This window comes from Pseudoalteromonas sp. Isolate3 (assembly GCF_022398505.1).
GTDB lineage: Bacteria > Pseudomonadota > Gammaproteobacteria > Enterobacterales > Alteromonadaceae > Pseudoalteromonas > Pseudoalteromonas apostichopi.
Genome location: NZ_JAKEVN010000085.1, coordinates 1 through 19,369, shown reverse-complemented (window position 1 = coordinate 19,369; position 19,369 = coordinate 1). Strand labels below are relative to the sequence as shown.

The window sequence follows — 19,369 nt, the reverse complement described above, 5'->3', positions numbered from 1 at the left end:
CTGTGTTGTTAATGTAAGCCAATTTGCTGGCTCGAGATTAAGCCTCTCAAGGATAGGAGGTAAATGATGATCTATATATCCGCGTTTATCCGTGCTAATACAACGCCCTGTCTGCTCTACAAGTAACAGGTATGACTTTAACTCAAAAGGTATTCCCTTTGATTTATTCTTGTTCATACCACCAACAAAACGAGCTAGTAGCTTAGGTTGTTTTGAATTCTTCGCACTTTGGCTTCGCTTTTTAAAACTTGTATAGTTAGATTGCTCTGGGGTCCTCGCAACCTCTGCACGAACAGGGTTTAAATCAACATAGGCCATGCACGCTAAAAGAGCAGATTCATCAAGTAGTGCTTGGCTCTTGAAGCGCCCTTCCCAAAAATGCCCGGTACATTCGTCTTCTTTATTTGCACGCCTGGCAATATACTCATTAAGCATTCGCATGAACCAACTAATACTAGAAAGGCGCGCTCTGTATTCTACAACCTCTTTATTTAAAAAGGCCTGTTGAACGCCACTCAAGTGCTCACCACGGAGGAAGTTTTGACCTAAAGGCGTCATTTTACTGAGCTTCTTCCAGCGTAGAAGAACGGCCTTATCGCTTAATCTATTTGCTTTTTTATCATCTACATAAAGCACAATATGAGTATGATTACTCATCACGGCATAAGCACACACATCAATACAAAATACCTTCGCAAGAACAAGCAGACGATCTTCAACCCACCCTCGGCGATGTTCATATGATTTACCTGTGAGAGTGTCTTCTCCGCAAAGGTAGGCGCGTCTAACGCATCGGGATACACAGTGATAGTATTTAGTATTCGACAAACAGATTTGCCGCTTCCTTGCTAAAGCCATCGTCCACTCCTTGAACTGATAATTTAAAATGCATGGGCTGTAACTAAAGTTTAGACAAGATATATTCTGCCGCAAGATTGTGATAAGAAATTACAGTGACTGTCTACATAAAGGTAGGTATTAAAAAAGCGCCTTTGGGCGCTTTTTTCTGATTAGAGAATTTGATTCTCTTTCCAGGCTTGTTCTTTTGCCATGCGCTTTTTACGCTTGTCACATGGGTCGTCACAGTCGCAGGCTTTGTCTATACCAACAGCGCCTAAGCCACCGCAACTACTGGCCATTGATTTCTTTTGCACAATCATGCCGACAGCCATCGCTGCCACAATTAAAATAAGTAGACCAAATGTAAGAAGAAAAAGTGACATTGCTTTGCCCCTATCGTCAGCAATTAAATCGAGCCTAATTTATTAGGCTGCGTGTATTATATACCCAAACCACCTCAAGGTGCGAGTTTCAGTTGGAATTAAAAGCGATTTAGGCAAGGTATTGATTGCAAGCAATAGTGGTTCTATTGTTAAAATCAATAACGCAGTATAAATCGCTTTTAAACCAACCCTTTGGGCGCTTCACAGGCGCTTACTCTCATCGTTGTTACTTCTTAAAAGGGACTACCATTGTTGCAAAGTAACGCCTTGATATTAAGCACCTGTGAAACGCTGAATTCTGCATATTGAGGTGGCTTGGGTATGCACTGCTTCTTGCCCTGCTACAAATAAGGTTTGAAAGCAGGGCTTGAATAAGTTACTAAGCCATTGTCTGACTTACCAATTAAATAAACTGGAAGATCATGCTGCTCAGCGTATTGCTGCGCACGTTCCATGCCCATCACAGTAAGCGCTGTCGCTAAGCCATCAGCAGTCATCGCTGATGGGTGCAAAACTGTAACAGATACCAAATCATGGCGACTAGGCATACCTGTTTCTGGGTCAATTAGATGACTATACGTAACACCATCCATTTCGTAAAAAATGCGGTAATCACCTGATGTTGCAATACCATTGGTACCAGGCTCAATCACTTTATGCACTTTACGAACGCCAGGCTCAGCATCAGGCTGCTCAATAGCGATTTTCCAAGTGATGTTGTCTGGCTTAATACCCGATACACGCAACTCGCCACCAATTTCTACCATATAATTTTTCAAGCCATGACTTTCTATCACTTGTGCGACTCTATCGATACCATAGCCTTTTGCGGTTGCAGAAAACGAGAGTTCTAAACCATCAATTGTTTTCATTAAACCCGCATCAGTAAGTTTAAGCTTATCAACTCCTATCTTTGCAACCATTGCTGCCAAAGCTTCATCGCTTGGGCGTTTAGTCGGCTTTTTATCTGGGCCAAAGCCCCATAAATCAATAAGTGGTCCCATAGTGACATCTAAGGTTTTCGTTGATTCACCAAGGCGGATTGATTCAGCTACTACGTTTCTGAAATCAGCGCTAATTGGCATCACCTGCCCCGCAGGTAAATTGTTAAACTGATTAATTTCTGAATCTGGAATGTATGTCGACATTGACTGATTCACGTCTTTAAGCACATGCTTAATTTCAGGATGTAAATCAACACCTGCAACCTTTGAAGACTCTGCAAACACCTTAATGTGATATGTGGTGCCCATTGTCTTACCTTCAAAATAAAGCTCTTCTGCCTTATCTGCTTGGCTGCAGCCAGCCATGAGTAAAGTCATAGTTAATAGAAAAAAGGCCATCAAGCCTTGGCGATAAAACACTCTATTCATAGCATTCACCTTTTAGATACCAAACGATTAGGTATAGAAATAAAAAAGCCTCGTAACACTGTGTGCTACGAGGCCTGTATTCTAACCAAAACTTATTGTTTTGTGTATGGTGTTAGCCACCGAAGTCATCTAATAAGATGTTTTCGTCTTCTACACCAAGATCTTTAAGCATGTTGATAACAGCCGCGTTCATCATTGGAGGACCACACATGTAGAACTCACAATCTTCAGGCGCTTCATGATCTTTCAAGTAGTTTTCATAAAGTACGTTATGGATGAAGCCTGTGTAACCTTCCCAGTTATCTTCTGGTTGTGGATCAGACAGTGCTGTGTGCCATACAAAGTTATCGTTTTCTGCAGCTAAGCCGTCGAAATCTTCTACGTAGAACATTTCACGCTTAGAACGCGCACCATACCAGAAGCTCATCTTACGCTTAGATTGTAAACGCTTAAGTTGGTCAAAGATATGTGAACGCATTGGTGCCATACCTGCACCACCACCTACGAATACCATTTCTGCATCAGTGTCTTTCGCGAAGAACTCACCGAATGGGCCAGAAATAGTCACTTTATCACCTTCTTTTAGTGACCAAATGTACGAAGACATTTTACCACATGGAAGGCTTAGGTCTCTTGGCGGCGGCGTAGCGATACGCACGTTAAGCATGATGATGCCTTCTTCTTCTGGGTAGTTAGCCATTGAGTATGCACGAATTGTTTCGTCGTCTACTTTAGACTCCAGATCGAAGAAACCGAAGTGGTTCCAGTCGCCACGATACTCTTCTGGAATATCGAAGTCAGCGTATTTAACGTGGTGTGCTGGCGCTTCAATTTGAATATAACCACCAGCACGGAACGGTACTGACTCGCCATCAGGAATTTGTAACTTAAGCTCCTTGATGAAAGTTGCTTTGTTATCGTTAGAGATAACTGTACAGTCCCACTTTTTAACACCGAAAATTGACTCTTCAAGCTCAATTTCCATGTCGTTCTTAACATTTACCTGACACGCTAAACGGCAGCCTTCACGAGCTTCACCTTTAGAGATGTGATCAAGTTCTGTTGGTAGGATATCGCCGCCACCTTCTTTGATGTGAACACGACACTGACCACAAGAGCCACCGCCACCACATGCAGATGAAACGAAGATACCTGAATCAGCTAGCGCACCTAATAGCTTGCTACCTGCAGATGTTTTAATAGCTTTTTCTGGGTCGCCATTAATTCCGATGATGATATCGCCGCTTGCTACTAATTTAGATTTAGCACCAATGATAACTAAAACTAAAATAACAACGATAGCGATGAAAACACCAACGCCTAAGAAAATCTCATTCATGATTTATCCTCGCTACCTATTAAAGTGAAATACCAGAGAATGACATAAAGCCAAGACCCATCAGACCAACAGTGATGAAAGTAATACCTAAACCACGTAAGCCATCAGGAACGTCTGAGTACTTCATTTTTTCACGGATACCAGCAAGTAAAGTAATTGCTAGTGCCCAGCCCACACCTGAACCGATACCATAAACAACAGACTCGCCGAAGTTATAGTTACGCTCAACCATGAAAGATACCGCACCGAAGATCGCACAGTTAACTGTGATCAATGGTAGGAAGATACCTAACGCGTTATAAAGTGCAGGGAAGAACTTATCTAATGCCATTTCAAGAATTTGTACAAGTGCTGCAATAACACCGATGAAAGTCAAGAAACGTAAGAAGCTAAGGTCTGCCTCTGGGTAGCCAAGCCACTCTAATGCACCTGGTGCAAGAACAGCATGATAAACCAAGTTATTTACAGGTACTGAGATACCTAGTACCACGATAACTGCCACACCTAGGCCGATTGATGTTGTTACTTTCTTCGATACTGCAAGGAAAGTACACATACCTAGGAAGAAGGCTAAAGCTAAGTTTTCAATGAAAACCGCTTTTACAAATAAACTAATATAATGTTCCACTGCTCGCCCCTTACGCTTTTGCTTCTACTTGGTCTTTCTTAAAGGTACGAAGTACCCAGATGAATAAACCAATAATGAAGAATGCACTCGGTGGTAAAATCAATAGACCCATTGGTTGATACCAGCCACCATTTTGTACAAGTGGAATAATATCAACACCGAATAGTGAACCTTTACCGAATAACTCACGGATGAAACCAACAGTTAATAGTACTACTGAGTAGCCTAAACCGTTACCGATACCGTCTAGGAAAGACATTAACGGTGGTGACTTCATTGCGTATGCTTCAGCACGACCCATTACGATACAGTTTGTAATGATTAGACCAACGAATACTGAAAGCTCTTTAGCTGTTGCATAAGAGAACGCTTGCAGTACTTGGTCAACAACGATTACAAGTGATGCGATGATCGTCATTTGCACGATGATACGTACAGATGATGGGATGTGATTACGAATTGACGAAATAAACAAGCTAGAAAACGCTGTTACTAGTGTCAATGCGATTGACATGATTAGTGCATTTTTTAAGCTTGATGTTACCGCTAGCGCAGAACAAATACCTAGTACTTGTAATGCGATCGGGTTATTTGCGAATACCGGGCCAAATAGGACCGACTTCATTTCTTTAGTATCAGCCATTATTTCAACGCTCCTTCACGTACTTTCGCAAGGAATGGACCAAAGCCATGCTCGCCAGTCCAGAAGTCAACTGTGTGATCAACACCGTTTGAAGTTAATGTTGCACCAGAAAGACCATCGATTTGATGTTCATTCTTTGCACCGCTCTTCATGATATTGATTGGTAACTCTTTACCTTGCCATTTAGCAGTCCATTGTGGATTTTGGATTTCACCACCTAGACCTGGCGTTTCGTTGTGCTTGAAGAAGTTGATGTTTTTAACTGTTTCACCATCGCTTTCAAGCGCTAAGAAGCCGTACATTACACCCCAAAGGCCATAACCTTGGATTGGTAGAATGATTGCATCTGTAGAACCATCAGGTTTCTTCGAAATATAAACAGGTGAATTTTTTGTCATACGCTGAATACCAGCGATGTCTTTAATTCCTTCTGCTTTCAACGCAAAGCTACGAGCTTGGTCGAATTTTGTTTTCTCGAAGTCAAATGAGTTAGGATCAGCACCTTCAACAAACTCACCTGTGTTCATGTCTACAACACGAGCTTCAATTTTTGAGTTAAAGGTATCTGACACAGTACCTGATACTTCAATGCCTGCAGCCGCTAAGATATTACGTTGAATATCTTGTGTTTTGTTAGCTTGCTGTAAAGGACGAAGCTGAACTGAAGCAAACGATACGATGATTGCACACACTAAACAAAGTGCAACAACAACGGTTAGCGTTTTGCCGATTGATTCGTTATTACTAGACATTACGTGCCAACCTCCGCTTGATATTAGCTTGCACTACAAAGTGATCGAATAATGGTGCAAATAAGTTAGCAAATAAGATTGCTAGCATCATACCTTCTGGGAATGCCGGGTTAACAACACGGATCATTACAACCATAAAGCCGATTAACGCACCGTAAGCGAACTTACCTTTGTCTGTGAATGATGCAGATACTGGGTCTGTTGCCATGAAGAACATACCAAATGCAAAACCACCAAGAACTAAGTGCCAGTGCCAAGGCATAGCAAATACTGCGTTAGTTTCAGAACCAACTGTATTTAGTAAGAATGCCGTTGCAACCATACCTAGGAATACACCTAGAACGATACGCCAAGAAGCGATACGCACATAAATTAGGAATAAACCACCGATTAATAGTGCTAGTGTTGACGTTTCACCTACAGAACCTTGAATGAAACCGTAGAACGCATTCCACCATAGTTCCATGTTGCTGTAATCAAGTGAACCAACAACTGCTTGACCTAGCATAGTCGCACCAGAGAATGAATCTACGGCTGTCCATACTGTGTCACCTGAAATTTGCGCTGGGTATGCGAAGAATAAGAACGCACGACCGGCAAGAGCAGGGTTAAGGAAGTTACGACCTGTACCACCAAAGATTTCTTTAGCGATTACAACACCAAACGTAATACCTAGTGCAACTTGCCATAAAGGAATCGTTGCAGGCAGGATTAGTGCGAATAGTACAGATGTTACGAAGAAACCTTCATTTACTTCGTGCTTACGCACTGAAGCAAATAGTACTTCCCAGAAACCACCTACAGCAAACGTTACTGCGTAGATAGGTAGGAAGAAGCAGGCACCGTAAAACATTTTCGCGCCCCAACCAGAGTCAGCAGTTAATTCACCACCGAATAATTGGAACAGACCAACTTGCCATGTGTTTGCTAGTTCAAAACCTTGCGCTAAAGCACCTGCAGCCTGATGGCCGATGTTGAACATACCAAAAAACATTGCAGGGAACGTCGCCATCCACACTAAAATCATCATACGTTTTAGGTCGATGTTATCACGAACGTGTGTTTTGCCTTTATTTACGTAACCTGGCGTGTAGAAAATAGTCGCAGCTGCTTCGTAAAGCGCATACCATTTTTCGTGTTTACCACCCGGTTCAAAATGCGGCTCAATATCTTCTAGAAATTTCTTTAAACCCATCTCTCTAGCCTTCCTTCTCGATCGTAGTCAAGCAATCGCGTAGGATTGAACCGTACTCGTATTTACCTGGACAAACGAAGGTACATAATGCTAAATCTTCTTCATCAAGCTCTAGCGCACCTAACGAAATTGCACCATCAAGATCACGTGCGATTAGATCACGTAATAATAGTGTAGGTAGGATGTCTAAAGGCATAACACGCTCATAGCTACCAATTGGAACCATGGCACGCTTCGAACCACCTGTTGAAGTCGTCATGTTAAATAGACGGCTAGGAGCAAGGTGAGATAAGAAGGTACGTGTTACTGAGAACTTGTTAGCACCTGGTGCAATCCAACCGAACAGCTCTTTTTCGCGACCTTCAAGTAATACAGATACTTGAACATGGTAACGACCTAAGAACGCGTGTGGACCTTGAGAAATAGCGCCAGATAATACAGAACCAGAAATTACACGGTTATCACCGTCTTCTAATTCGCCAGCAACTAAATCATCTAAAGATGCACCTAACTGAGTTTTCACTAAGCGTGGGTTTTTAACACGAGGACCTGCAAGAGAAACTACACGGTCTGTGAAAATTTCACCTGTTAGGAATAAATTACCAAACGCAATTACGTCTTGGTAACCTAAGTGCCAAACCTGCTTGCTTGCAGAAACTGGGTCTAAGTTATGAATGTGTGTACCAACAAGACCAGCCGGATGCTTGCCACCAAACTCATGTACTTCTACTTGAGGGATTGATGAACTAGGCACTTGGCTACCAGCTTGTTTACAAACAAATACTTTACCGTCAGTTAAACGAGATACCACAGCTAAACCGGCTTCAAATGCTTGAGTATTCTCAGCAATGATTACTGCAGGATCTGCAGCTAGCGGGTTAGTGTCGATAGCCGTAACAAAGATAGAGCTAGGATTTGCATCCAAAGCAGCTACTCTGCTAAATGGGCGAGCACGAAGTGCTGTCCATTGACCTGACTGAACTAGTACTTCTTTAACTTTTTCACGGTCTAAGCTCGAAAGCTCGTCGGCCTTGAAAGAGTCAAAGGTGATTTGCTCACTGCCATTAACTTCAATAACAACAGATTGCAGCACACGTTTAGCACCACGATTAATTTCTTTTACTACCCCAGAAGCTGGTGCAGTAAATAAGACGCCTGGGTTCTTTTTGTCTTCAAAAAGTACCTGGCCTTTTTTGACTTGGTCATCCACGCGAACATGCATGGTTGGACGCATACCAATATATTCTTCACCTAGCACAGCTACACGTTTGACGGCAGAACCATCATGAATAACTTGCTGAGGTGCGCCCTCTATCGGTAAATCCAGACCTTTTTTTATGTTGATCATACGCACTTGCATTACATTAACGGAAAGAAACTGAAAAATCGTACCAACCACGTCGCCATTTGATATGCTCAAGTTAAACTCTAAATATCAAAGAATAGCCTGTTTAACACCCCAAACAAGCAACGCAGTAAACTCCTCACATATATTGCCCGAATTTTAACATCAATCAGGGTGACTATGCGAGAGCAAATATGAAATTTATACGACAGATACGGTTATTTAGACTACAAAAACCATTTGAATAAAATTCAATATAGACCAAAGTGCTATTGATGGTGTTTTATTTTCACCCAGAAACAAAAAAGTCGCTTAAAAAAGCGACTTTTCAAAATCAGTTTGTTTAGCAATTAATCGATTAGTTGTGAAATCGCAACATCAGGATTCACATCTTGCTCGTAATCTACACTGTCGATACCAAAACCGAATAAACGTAAAAACTCATTGTGGTAACCCACGTAATCCGTTAATTCGTCGATTGTATCTGTATCTACTGTATCCCAAACATGTTGTACACGAGCTTGAACATCATCTTCTAACTCTTTGTAGTTTTGGAATAAATGACCACCTTCGTCAAAACGTGGCGTTTCACCGTAAAGGTTCTCAGTAAATAGCGAATGAATTTGCTCAATGGTACCTTCGTATGTGCCGTCTGCTTTCATTACTTTGAATAAAGCAGAGATATATAAAGGCATAATTGGAATTGCTGAGCTTGCTTGTGTCACAACCGCATTTAATGAAGAAACATACGCTTCGCCATTTAAGTCTTTTGTAGACTCTTTGATTGCTTGTGTTGCACGGTCAAGATCTTCTTTCGCTTTACCAATTGTCGCATGACCGTAAATTGGCCATGTTAACTCTTTACCGATATAAGTGTAAGCTGTTGTTTTAAAATTATCAGCAAGAACATCTGCTTCTTTAAGCGCGTCAATCCACATTTCCCAATCTTCACCGCCCATTACTTTAATTGTATTGTCGATGTCTTCTTGGCTTGCCGCTTCAACGGTTACTTCATCAATCACGCGCTTTGAAGTATTTAAGTTCTTCGTTGTGATATCAGAGCCGATTGGCTTAAGTGTTGATGAGTAAGTTTCACCTGTATTTGGATCAGTACGACGAGGTGACGCAAGGCTGTAGATAACTAAATCAATTTTACCTAAATCAGCTTTGATTGTATCAATTGCTTTTTGCTTAATTTCGTTAGAAAACGCATCACCATTGATATTCTTAGACCATAAACCGGCTTCTTCAGCAGCTGCTTGGAATGCCGCAGTGTTGTACCAACCTGCAGAACCTGTTTTGCGTTCGCTACCTTCTTTTTCAAAGAAAATACCTAGCGTTTTAGCACCGCCACCAAATGCAGCTGTGATACGTGATGCTAGGCCGTAACCTGTAGACGCACCAATCACTAATACATTTTTAGGTGCATTGCTTAGTGGTCCTTGCGCTTTCACATAATTAATTTGTTCTTGTACGTGCTCAGCACACCCTACTGGATGCGCGTTAGTGCAGATAAATCCACGAATTTTCGGCTTAATGACCATTGATCATCCTATATCTATCACAATAAAAATTAGCGCTAGTTTAAAGGCTAATAGTTAAAATACAGGTCTGATCAGTAAAAACTTTTCAGACCCACTTAAATCTTTCGAGCTTAAAATACCCAAGTAACAAGCTAGTTACAGTGACTGTCCATCTAATTTTAGGTGACTGTCCTGCTAATTTAATCGAACTTTGAGCCACCTAAGCATTTCGGTGACTCAGGTGCCTGTCCATGTTGTTCACTGAACTCTTCTGGAGTAAAAGTGTGAATTGCTAATGCATGAATATGGTTTGCTAATTCATCTTTTAATAGCTCATTTATTTGACGATGACGGGCAAGCAAACGTTTACCAGCAAACTCTTCACTCACAACAACCACTTTAAAGTGCGATTCGGTTCCACGGCTATGCATATGACTTTCGTTGACAACATTTAGGTGTTTACATTCGATACCTGCCGCGAGCTTTTCCTCAATTTGTTGTTGCATTGACATGTGTCATAGACCTTTAATAGCAAAATAATTGTTAGCTACTATATCAAGGGCATGACTCATTTTGCCAATGATTTTATACGATTGAACGAAAGGTAAGGTTAATTCGAGGGTGTTTAAGTCTTTGCTGCTTTGGTAAACTATGTTGGTAATCTCGCTGGCTAAATCCATTCATAATTAAACAACTACCACTTTGCAGCACAACACTATGTTGTTCATTATTATGTTTATGTTTTATTTTAAATATCCGTTCGGCCCCTAGTGATACAGAAGCGATTGTTGGTTGCTCACCAAGTTCTTTCTCATCATCACTATGCCAGCCCATACAATCTTGCCCATCACGGTATAAATTTACCAATAATGCATTAAATGGAATATGCATTGCTTTAGATAAACGCGCACGCATAGCATCAAGCACCTCTGGCCACGGTTCAACAATTAGCTGTGACCCTGAATAGCCATAGTTAACATTCGGATCAGCAATAAAGCATTGCAAACGCGGGATCACATGGCTTTTTCCATATACCTTTATCGTTGGTTGCTGCCAATTTAGGTGCTGCTGTAGATAGTAAAATAACTCGAGGCTTTTTTGTGCACTTAATGCATTAGCTTGATAATAAAACCCCTCAGGCAAATGATTAGGGTTGGCGTTTGGCTGTTGCATGTTAGAATTTACCTATACATTAATACTTTCGTAAAATCATGATGACCACCCAAGCACAGCTCGGTGATAACACCTATACCCTAGAACGCTTTCCGTTAGATCAAAAAAATCGCAGTCTTCAAGCGTGGGACTCAGGCGATGAGTACCTTGTCAATTATGTACAAGAGCACTATCCACATGCAAATTCAATCCTAATACTCAATGACAGCTTTGGCGCATTAGCCTGTGCTTTAAATACATTAACAGTTCATTCAGTTAACGACTCGTATATTGCCCACCAAGCTACTCGTTATAATTTACAAGCCAATGAGCTATCAACAGAATCTTTAACACAATTGGACTCATTAGCAGCGTTACCTAATCAGGTTGATTTAGTGATTTTAAAAGTGCCACGCAATTTAGGCTATCTTCAGCATCAACTTGCTGCAATTAGTGCTGCTTTGCCTAGTGACATCGATGTTATTGCTGCTGGTAAAACGAAAGATATCCATAATTCAACCATCAAAGCCTTTAGCCAGTATATTGGTGAAACATCGACGAGTTTAGCGGTAAAAAAATCTCGTTTAGTCATCAGTAAAACCAGTGGTCTTAATAAAGTGGCTCCCTACCCTGTTAACTGGCCTCTAGAAGGTAGTGAATTTGAAATACAAAACCATGCAAATGTTTTTTCACGAGATTCATTAGATATTGGCGCGCGTTTTTTCCTTAACTATTTACCGCAAACAAGCAAAACACGCAGTATCATTGATTTAGGCTGTGGTAACGGTGTTGTTGGCTTGATGACCTTAAATCGTTGCCCTAACGCCCATATAACGTTCGTAGATGAGTCGTATATGGCCGTTGAATCAGCTAAATTAAGCGTCACTCACAATTTACCAGAGCAATTAGCGCAGTGTGAATTTGTCCAAAACGACTGTTTAACCGATTTTAAGCCGAATAGTACTGACATTGTATTATGTAACCCACCATTCCACCAAGCACAAGCCGTCACGGATCACATTGCTTGGCAAATGTTTAAACAGGCAAAACAAACATTAAAACAAGGCGGTGAATTAAGAATAATTGGTAATCGTCACCTTGACTACCATGAAAAATTAAAACGCATGTTCGGCAATTGTAAGTTACTTGGGTCAAACAAGAAGTTTGTAGTACTGAGTGCTACAAAAAATAATTAATGGAGCTTACTTCATGAAAAAATTACTTCCTTTATGTTTGTTAGCCGCACTTACTGCGTGTAGCAACCAGCCTAATCAATTAATTTTTAACCCAGTATATCAAGGCGGGAAAATTTCAAATATTAGTGCCAATGTTAGTACTAGCGTGATTGACTTACGTGGCGACAACGTAACCCTAAAAATAATTGAATCTGACAAGATTAAAACTCTTGCAAGCCCAGGAATTACTGATTCTGTAAAAAGCACTTTAGACAGTGCTTTAAGCCGAAATGGTGCAAACATTTCAAACTTATCAACAACGCGTTTTGAATTAGATATTCACAAGCTACAAGCGGTTGTTACAGAAAAAATGATGTCCCATAGCAGCAATGCAACAATAGAATTTGGGGTACGAGTGGTCAAAAATGCGAGCACTTTCAATAAAATTTACCAAGGTAATGCGACTCTTGAAGGGCCGCTCAGACATGATCGCGCAAAAATAGAAGGTCAGCTTAATAAGTTGACTGAACAAATAATTACCCGCATTGTATCTGACCCAGAATTAATCGCCTACTTAGAAGGTTAACTATGAAGCGTATTTTTTTACTTAGTTTTGTATTGTTGTTTGCTCACAGTTCATTCGCAGCGACTGAGGGTAAATTTATTCAAAAAGACAACATGTTTCCACGCGTTGAAATTGTCACTACGCTTGGCAGTATTGTGGTCGAAATGGATCGCTCAAGAGCGCCAATTACAGTAAATAATTTTTTAACTTACGTTGCAGATGGCAGTTATCAGGGGAGTGTATTTCACCGTGTTGAGCGTGATGAAGACAACGAACGTGATTTTGTTATTCAAGGCGGTGGTTACGATAAAGATTACGATGGTCTGCACGAAAACGACCCTATTTTTAATGAAAGCGGCAACGGTTTAAAAAATGATATGTATAGTATCGCTATGGCATACCAAGACCGAAAACCACACTCAGGTACGCGTCAGTTTTTCTTCAACATGGACGATAACGATCACCTTAACCCAGGCCGTGATTGGGGTTTTGCTGTATTTGGTATGGTAATGGATGGCTATGACACATTAGATAAAATCATGCGTGTCGAAACTGCATTCAACGAAAAAATTGGTTACAGCTTTGTACCAAAAACACCGGTTGTTATCTTAAACGTAAAAGTGCTAGACGCTAATCAATAATAAATAGGGGCGCAAGCCCCTTAAAACTGGCAACACTATGACAAAAACCCTTTCTATTTCAGAGTATTTCTCGTACTTCAAAGATAAACGTTTAATCAATATTTTTATTTTTGGTATTAGTAGCGGCTTTCCTTGGGTATTGATTGGCTCTGTCATGTCGGCTTGGTTAAAAGATGAAGGCCTGAGCCGTAGCATGATTGGTTTATTCGGCATCGTGTTTGGTGCGTATAGCATTAACTTTTTATGGTCACCGCTCGTTGACCGTATAAAGTTACCTTTTTTATATAATTGGCTAGGCCAGCGACGCAGCTGGATTTTACTCTGTCAGTCGGTCATTTTTATTGGTACCTTTTCGCTTGCAGGGCTCGATATCAAAACCAACCTCTGGTTCGCAGCCGCATTGTGTTTTGTTATTGCGATTGCCTCAGCGACTCAAGATATTGCTATTGATGCGTTTCGTATCGATACTTTGGCCGAAAATGAGAGCCATAAAACCACCGCAGCTGCAGCAATGGCCACTTCAGGATGGTGGAGCGGCTATGCCTTATTAGGCGCCCTGCCATTTTATATGGCTGACATTCCTTCGATTGATTGGCCGCAAGTCTATTTTTTCTTGTCTGGAGTGATGTTGCTATTGATGAGCAGCGTATTGTGGGCAAAAGAGCCAGAATCAAATCGCGAAGCAGTTCAAGCTGAGCTTGAACAAACATATCAACAAAAGCTTGCTGGCAGTACACAAACTCGCTTTGCTAAAATCGTTGCCTGGCTTGCTGTAACCGTTTTTGATCCGTTTAGAACCTTCTTCGCCCGTAATGGCGTAAAAACAGCATTGGCATTATTGGCCTTTATCTTCTTATTTAAAATCGGTGAAGCCTTTTTGGGTCGAATGTCTATCGTGTTTTATAAAGAAGTGGGCTTTTCAAATAGCGATATTGCAACCTTCTCTAAAGTTGGCACTGCTGTTCTCACCATCGCCTTTACCTTTTTAGGTAGCTTATTCAATCAACGCTATGGCATTGTTAAAGGCTTATTTATTAGTGGTATTGCGATGGCAGCCTCAAATCTTGCCTTTGCTTGGATTGCAATTGCTGGTCCTAAACTAAGCCTATACGCGTTTGCTATTATCGTTGATGGTTTTACCCAAGCTTGGTCTCTGGTTGCCATGGTGGCATTCATATCTATGCTTTGCGACAGAGCTTTTAGTGCCACTCACTATGCGTTACTTGCTTCATTAGGTAATTTAGGAAGAACCTTGCTTTCAAGCTATAGCGGCGTGGTTATTGACGACTGGTTAGCAGGTAATTGGGCGATGTTCTTTGTACTAACAGCACTAATGGTGATCCCATCACTCGTATTTTTATTCTTAATTCGCCATAAGCTTTATGCGTTAGAAAACAACTATCATCAAAGTAATTAACATATTTTATACGAATGTGATTAATTTGAAAAAGTGCAAGGGAGGGGATTAAACAGTGCTTCCTTGCACTATTTATATTACTTTAAAAGCGGCGTTTCGCTTTTAGTAATGAATAATTAAGCGTCTTTTAGCAAGTTAAGACCTTCATATGGGTCAACTTCTAGAGCATCACAATAACGCATGAATTCAATAACATCTAAACGACGTTCTTGGTTTTCAATTTTACCAATGAAAGAATGTGGTGTACCTAAAACCTGAGCAAGGCTACGCATTGTGTGACCTTTTTCGTGACGTTTAGTTTTAAGCCATTTCGTTAATTTCGAGTTTTCTTCAGAAGAAACAGTTTTACCCATCATAAAATACATCTCCTACTAGATGATTCAAGTTAATAATTTAAGAGCGAAATTTGCCCGTCTCACTCTTGGATACATTATATACTAATAACTTTCACTTTGAGTAATTAATGATACAAATGTCTACCTTTTAGGTATGAACCGTTTTTGTACACAAGTCAAAGTGTAGCTAAAATAAAAGCAAGTGCTCTATAGTTAACTGGTTAACTGTACCAAAAAATTGATCAATTGGAAGCGTAACAAGATGAAAGTATCGCTTTAAATTCTGCATATTTATGCTTAAAGTGTATGTAAATACTGAAAAAGGCTAGGAAATGTTTCGTATATTATTTTTGTTGCCAATTGTACTGTGTGCGGTCTGGTACCTGTTTTTAAAACAAAATGGCGTACCAATTAAGCAAGGCAAGAAAGGATTTGTATATATTTTAATCGCATCTGCGTTAGTTTTAGGCTTCTTTTTACTGATGATTAAAGTGACCCAACACTAGGGTCACTCATTTTTAATTAAACAGTAACGAATTTACCAATAACTAATGACGATCTCTGAGCATCAACAAAATGGCGAAAGTACTCTGTGACAAATGTTAACTCACTGGCAACAACCGTTGCCAATGCACTCACCATCGGCAGTAATCACAAAAAGGTAGTTAACAGTACCGGATGCAAACGCTGGGCACCGGTTCGCTAAATCGCCTCTTTTGTTGCTAGACCTAGGTTGTGTTAAACATTATGAGTATTAATCAATACTATATTGTTATTTATCACGATACCAAAAGGTTGCTTTAATACAATTAAACTAAGAACAAACCACAGTTGAAAATAGCATGGCACTTAAAATCAAAAACGCCTGATAAAAGCTGTTAAACTGCCTTCACAATATGATACCCATCACGAACAGCGCAGACACAAATGCATGCTCAATAAAGGCTTCTTACACATCTCGCTCTTGCGTTTCACCACACACTTTACTTGTCACACGAGGAATGAGCCCTTGCTGCTCTAACTATGTCTGTAAGCGTGGCTACGCAAAAAATCCTGCTAATAATACGTAATATTTAGCTGAGACGGGGTTTTATGAGAAGTTAAAGCAATAAAAAAGCCACATCAAGTGGCTTTCATAAATACCTAATTAAACGCTGAAGCTGGCTCCGCAACCACAGGTAGTTGTTGCATTCGGGTTATTCACAAAAAAGCGTGCACCTTCAAGCCCTTCAGTGTAATCAACAGTACCATCAACCAGATATTGAATACTCATGGGATCAACAACTAGTGTCACACCATTTTTTACAATTTCTAAATCGCCAGGGTTAGCTTTTTCATCAAAAGTAAAACCATATTGAAATCCTGAGCAACCACCGCCCGTTACGTAAACACGCAGTTTAAGATCTGGATTCTCTTCTTCTTCGATTAACTGTTTAACACGAACAGCCGCTGCATCGCTGAACTTGATTGGCAACTCATCTGACATACCAAAACCCTCAAAACCTATAATGGTTGCAATTATCTAATACCCGAGTGTTTTAATCAAGTATCCACATGGGGCAACTCAATTTAGCGGGACAATTGGCTAACCTATTTGTATTGGACTAAAGTTAATTTGTACTACATTTTAGCTGGCGATATTTTGCACTGAGGAAAGGTAATTGTGATAGAGCACTTCAAGCTTCACTTTATAACTGATCACTTAAACAGTGCACAGGTCATTCCGGCAGACTACGATTTACTACTCGTTTCTGCTTCAATCCTCATAGCCATATTCGCTTCCTATATTTCTTTTTTATTATCTGCCCGTATCAAGCACTCTTATCTAAAAAATGAAAGTCAGGTCTGGACCATCATGGCTTCTTGCTTTTTAGGAATAGGGATTTGGGGAATGCACTTTGTTGGTATGCTTGCATATAACTTACCCATCCCTATTGAATACAATATTAGCATCACCTTGGTCTCAATTTTACCAAGTGTATTTGCCAGTTACATCGTACTATCCCCTGCCTTACAAACGGATAAAGGATTATTTTTCAGAAGTATTTTAATGGGTGCAGGAATCGGTTGTATGCATTTTGTTGGTATGATGGCGATGGTTATACCTGCAAAAATGGCCTATGAACCTTGGCTGTTCTCTTTGTCTATTCTCGTAGCTATTGTTTTATCAGGTATCGCACTAAAGATTAATGATTTTCGACTTGCCAAAGGCGTTCATAAAACACGAATGAATCTGGTCGTTGCCTTGATAATGGGCAGTGCAATCTCGGGGATGCATTACATCGGCATGATATCGATGTCGGTTTTTGAAACTGAATATACCACTTATGTTACGAACCATGACTACTCAACGTTAGCTCAACTTATTATTTTTATTCTTGCAGCATTAAGCCTGCTTGTACTGGGTGTTGTTGAGCTCAGAGCAAGGAGCTTGTTATCGGCAAAATTAAAAGCTGTGCTTAGTACGGTAAAAGATGCGGTTATTAGCTTTAATAATGAAGGGAGAATTGAATTTGCCAACCCTGCTGTTATCCACATTTTTGGTTACCAACCACACGACTTAATTGGTAAACATATTCGCACTCTCATACCGGAAAATTCTATAGAACTTGATGAAATTTTACGAGACTCACAGCTTAGCAAAAAAAGTGCAGGTAAAGGGACCAGCCGACTTTTAAAAGGACAACGAGCGAACAAAAAGCGGTTTCCTATAACTTTAGCAATCAGTTCAATTGGTAAAAAAGAGTCCGGACCTTATGTTGCAACCATAAAAGATCTCTCTGATATTCGAAATCAAGAAGCCTTTACGCAAACTATTTTCGATAATTTGCCAATTATGTTGTTTGTGAAAGAAGCTGGGCATTTAACATTTAGCCATGTAAATAAGGCCGGTGAGCAACTACTTGGTAAAAGTAAAAATCAACTAATCGGCTTAAATGACTTTGATATTTTTAGTAATGAACAAGCAGTCAGCTTCGTGCAAACCGATCGCGATGTATTAAAAGGAGATGACACCCTTACTATCGATGAAAATCCAATCACTATCGATGGCAATACTCACTACCTAAAAACCCGTAAACTCGCAATAAAAGACAGCAACGGTAAAGCACAATATTTACTGGATGTATCTGAAGATGTGACTGAATTAAAACAAGCTAAAAGCGAGCTTGAAAGCTTACACCAGCGTATGTCTATGGCAGCTGATGCCGCACATATTGGCATATGGGAATGGAACTTTGATACTAACGAACTGATTTGGGATGACTGGATGCATACCTTATTCGAGATCCCAAAATCAGAATTTAAAGGGGACTATTCAGCTTGGGCAAATAGCCTGCATCCAGATGAATATGAAGACGTGACCAACAAGCTAAAACTCGCGATCTTAAATGGCGAAGAGTTCCACGCAGAGTTTCAAATAGTTCTGCCTTCTGGCAAAACCCGCTATATCAATGCTGATGGCAGAATATACGGCAACCGTATGATTGGCGTTAATTTCGATATTACGAAACGAGTTATGGCAGAGAAAAAAATACGACAGCTGGCACAAACAGACCATCTTACTGGTTTAGCGAACCGAAATGCGCTTGAGCGTTTCATCAAACAAGAATTTGCTCGGGTTGAAAAGACAGGCTCTAAAGTAGGTTGCTTGTACTTTGATCTTGATAAGTTTAAGCCGATTAACGATAGCCATGGCCATGCTATGGGGGATAAAGTTTTGGTAGAGGTTGCCAAACGCTTACAAGATACAGCTAGCAAGACCGATTGCGTTGCACGCATTGGTGGAGATGAGTTTGTGGTTATTGTTACCGACATAGAGAGCCAAGCACAAATAAACCGTGCGCTATCACGCTTGATATGTGCAATTAAAGCGCCTATAAAATCTGAGTTTGGTGATTTGCAAGTTGAAGCGAGTGTTGGTTTTGCACTATACCCCGACGATGCTCAATCATTTGATGAATTGCTAAGCATGGCCGACAAACGCATGTATAACCAAAAGCATCACTGCTTTAGCTGTAATGTTATGAGCTGTAAATAAGCAAATAAATACTGATAATAAATC

19 protein-coding genes are annotated in these 19,369 nt (G+C 40.4%); 5 read left to right on the top strand and 14 right to left on the bottom strand.

Translation table 11 applies throughout. The annotated features are described in order from the left end of the window. The 12 genes from L1D46_RS15010 to L1D46_RS14955 form a co-directional block, all read right to left on the bottom strand. Positions 1-858, bottom strand: an 858-nt coding sequence (locus L1D46_RS15010) for a transposase (RefSeq protein ID WP_239977777.1), incomplete at its 3' end; no start/stop codon positions are given. Positions 859-1,010: 152 nt separating this feature from the next. Then, positions 1,011-1,223, bottom strand: a complete 213-nt coding sequence (nqrM, locus tag L1D46_RS15005; protein ID WP_036966498.1) for a (Na+)-NQR maturation NqrM — start codon at positions 1,221-1,223, stop codon at positions 1,011-1,013. Positions 1,224-1,564: 341 nt separating this feature from the next. Next, entirely contained in the window at positions 1,565-2,596 is a 1,032-nt protein-coding gene (locus L1D46_RS15000; RefSeq protein WP_239977776.1) for an FAD:protein FMN transferase, read from the bottom strand. Positions 2,597-2,708: 112 nt separating this feature from the next. Then, positions 2,709-3,935, bottom strand: coding sequence for an NADH:ubiquinone reductase (Na(+)-transporting) subunit F (nqrF, locus tag L1D46_RS14995; RefSeq protein WP_130052183.1), 1,227 nt, complete (start codon positions 3,933-3,935; stop codon positions 2,709-2,711). Positions 3,936-3,954: 19 nt separating this feature from the next. Further along, a complete protein-coding gene (gene nqrE / locus L1D46_RS14990) occupies positions 3,955-4,563 on the bottom strand; it encodes an NADH:ubiquinone reductase (Na(+)-transporting) subunit E (protein ID WP_016708692.1) in 609 nt (202 codons plus the stop codon). Positions 4,564-4,573: 10 nt separating this feature from the next. Continuing rightward, entirely contained in the window at positions 4,574-5,206 is a 633-nt protein-coding gene (locus L1D46_RS14985; RefSeq protein ID WP_054554281.1) for an NADH:ubiquinone reductase (Na(+)-transporting) subunit D, read from the bottom strand. Next, on the bottom strand, positions 5,206-5,958 hold the full coding sequence (locus L1D46_RS14980; protein WP_054562304.1) for a Na(+)-translocating NADH-quinone reductase subunit C: 753 nt from the start codon (positions 5,956-5,958) through the stop codon (positions 5,206-5,208). Before L1D46_RS14980 ends, L1D46_RS14985 begins: the two co-directional genes overlap by 1 nt. Next, positions 5,951-7,153, bottom strand: coding sequence for an NADH:ubiquinone reductase (Na(+)-transporting) subunit B (locus tag L1D46_RS14975; RefSeq protein ID WP_130052184.1), 1,203 nt, complete (start codon positions 7,151-7,153; stop codon positions 5,951-5,953). Before L1D46_RS14975 ends, L1D46_RS14980 begins: the two co-directional genes overlap by 8 nt. 4 nt (positions 7,154-7,157) lie before the next feature. Further along, entirely contained in the window at positions 7,158-8,501 is a 1,344-nt protein-coding gene (locus L1D46_RS14970) for a Na(+)-translocating NADH-quinone reductase subunit A (RefSeq protein ID WP_130052185.1), read from the bottom strand. A gap of 347 nt (positions 8,502-8,848) precedes the next feature. Beyond that, positions 8,849-10,042: an enoyl-ACP reductase FabV gene (gene fabV / locus L1D46_RS14965; RefSeq protein WP_130052186.1), complete on the bottom strand. Its 1,194-nt coding sequence runs from the start codon at positions 10,040-10,042 to the stop codon at positions 8,849-8,851. A 179-nt stretch (positions 10,043-10,221) separates the two neighbouring features. Continuing rightward, on the bottom strand, positions 10,222-10,533 hold the full coding sequence (locus L1D46_RS14960) for a BolA/IbaG family iron-sulfur metabolism protein (protein ID WP_130052187.1): 312 nt from the start codon (positions 10,531-10,533) through the stop codon (positions 10,222-10,224). 73 nt (positions 10,534-10,606) lie between these two features. Then, positions 10,607-11,194 (bottom strand): alpha-ketoglutarate-dependent dioxygenase AlkB, encoded by a 588-nt coding sequence (locus tag L1D46_RS14955; RefSeq protein ID WP_239977775.1) that lies wholly within the window; start codon positions 11,192-11,194, stop codon positions 10,607-10,609. A 41-nt stretch (positions 11,195-11,235) separates the two neighbouring features. On the opposite strand from L1D46_RS14955, the gene L1D46_RS14950 reads away from it, so the two are divergent. Genes L1D46_RS14950 through L1D46_RS14935 form a run of 4 tightly spaced genes read left to right on the top strand, consistent with a single transcriptional unit; the run spans position 11,236 to position 14,971 of the window. Then, positions 11,236-12,369 carry a methyltransferase gene (locus tag L1D46_RS14950; protein ID WP_239977778.1) on the top strand — a complete coding sequence of 378 codons (1,134 nt, stop codon included), beginning with the start codon at positions 11,236-11,238 and terminating at the stop codon, positions 12,367-12,369. A 13-nt stretch (positions 12,370-12,382) separates the two neighbouring features. Further along, complete coding sequence (locus tag L1D46_RS14945) at positions 12,383-12,934, top strand: YajG family lipoprotein (protein WP_130052189.1); 552 nt, start codon at positions 12,383-12,385, stop codon at positions 12,932-12,934. 2 nt (positions 12,935-12,936) lie between these two features. Next, complete coding sequence (locus L1D46_RS14940) at positions 12,937-13,554, top strand: peptidylprolyl isomerase (protein WP_130052190.1); 618 nt, start codon at positions 12,937-12,939, stop codon at positions 13,552-13,554. Between the two features lie 37 nt (positions 13,555-13,591). After that, positions 13,592-14,971: an MFS transporter gene (locus L1D46_RS14935; protein WP_178926670.1), complete on the top strand. Its 1,380-nt coding sequence runs from the start codon at positions 13,592-13,594 to the stop codon at positions 14,969-14,971. A 116-nt stretch (positions 14,972-15,087) separates the two neighbouring features. Here L1D46_RS14935 and L1D46_RS14930 read toward each other — a convergent pair whose 3' ends face one another. Both L1D46_RS14930 and erpA read right to left on the bottom strand, forming a co-directional pair. Next, the gene (locus tag L1D46_RS14930) at positions 15,088-15,327 is read right to left on the bottom strand and encodes a helix-turn-helix transcriptional regulator (protein WP_054562310.1); all 240 of its coding nucleotides are present in this window, start codon (positions 15,325-15,327) and stop codon (positions 15,088-15,090) included. 1,126 nt (positions 15,328-16,453) lie between these two features. Continuing rightward, the gene (erpA, locus tag L1D46_RS14925; RefSeq protein WP_036966451.1) at positions 16,454-16,792 is read right to left on the bottom strand and encodes an iron-sulfur cluster insertion protein ErpA; all 339 of its coding nucleotides are present in this window, start codon (positions 16,790-16,792) and stop codon (positions 16,454-16,456) included. 177 nt (positions 16,793-16,969) lie between these two features. Here erpA and L1D46_RS14920 point away from each other — a divergent pair, with 177 nt between their 5' ends. Further along, positions 16,970-19,345, top strand: coding sequence for a diguanylate cyclase (locus L1D46_RS14920; RefSeq protein WP_130049520.1), 2,376 nt, complete (start codon positions 16,970-16,972; stop codon positions 19,343-19,345). Positions 19,346-19,369: the final 24 nt, after the last annotated feature.

Excerpts from the sequence above, each read along its gene's own strand:
- nqrM (WP_036966498.1), bottom strand. The coding sequence starts at position 1,223 with ATGTCACTTTTTCTTCTTACATTTGGTCTACTTATTTTAATTGTGGCA.
- L1D46_RS15000 (WP_239977776.1), bottom strand. The coding sequence starts at position 2,596 with ATGAATAGAGTGTTTTATCGCCAAGGCTTGATGGCCTTTTTTCTATTA.
- nqrF (WP_130052183.1), bottom strand. The coding sequence starts at position 3,935 with ATGAATGAGATTTTCTTAGGCGTTGGTGTTTTCATCGCTATCGTTGTT.
- L1D46_RS14985 (WP_054554281.1), bottom strand. The coding sequence starts at position 5,206 with ATGGCTGATACTAAAGAAATGAAGTCGGTCCTATTTGGCCCGGTATTC.
- L1D46_RS14980 (WP_054562304.1), bottom strand. The coding sequence starts at position 5,958 with ATGTCTAGTAATAACGAATCAATCGGCAAAACGCTAACCGTTGTTGTT.
- L1D46_RS14975 (WP_130052184.1), bottom strand. The coding sequence starts at position 7,153 with ATGGGTTTAAAGAAATTTCTAGAAGATATTGAGCCGCATTTTGAACCG.
- L1D46_RS14970 (WP_130052185.1), bottom strand. The coding sequence starts at position 8,501 with ATGATCAACATAAAAAAAGGTCTGGATTTACCGATAGAGGGCGCACCT.
- fabV (WP_130052186.1), bottom strand. The coding sequence starts at position 10,042 with ATGGTCATTAAGCCGAAAATTCGTGGATTTATCTGCACTAACGCGCAT.
- L1D46_RS14960 (WP_130052187.1), bottom strand. The coding sequence starts at position 10,533 with ATGTCAATGCAACAACAAATTGAGGAAAAGCTCGCGGCAGGTATCGAA.
- L1D46_RS14955 (WP_239977775.1), bottom strand. The coding sequence starts at position 11,194 with ATGCAACAGCCAAACGCCAACCCTAATCATTTGCCTGAGGGGTTTTAT.
- L1D46_RS14950 (WP_239977778.1), top strand. The coding sequence starts at position 11,236 with ATGACCACCCAAGCACAGCTCGGTGATAACACCTATACCCTAGAACGC.
- L1D46_RS14945 (WP_130052189.1), top strand. The coding sequence starts at position 12,383 with ATGAAAAAATTACTTCCTTTATGTTTGTTAGCCGCACTTACTGCGTGT.
- L1D46_RS14940 (WP_130052190.1), top strand. The coding sequence starts at position 12,937 with ATGAAGCGTATTTTTTTACTTAGTTTTGTATTGTTGTTTGCTCACAGT.
- L1D46_RS14935 (WP_178926670.1), top strand. The coding sequence starts at position 13,592 with ATGACAAAAACCCTTTCTATTTCAGAGTATTTCTCGTACTTCAAAGAT.
- L1D46_RS14930 (WP_054562310.1), bottom strand. The coding sequence starts at position 15,327 with ATGATGGGTAAAACTGTTTCTTCTGAAGAAAACTCGAAATTAACGAAA.
- erpA (WP_036966451.1), bottom strand. The coding sequence starts at position 16,792 with ATGTCAGATGAGTTGCCAATCAAGTTCAGCGATGCAGCGGCTGTTCGT.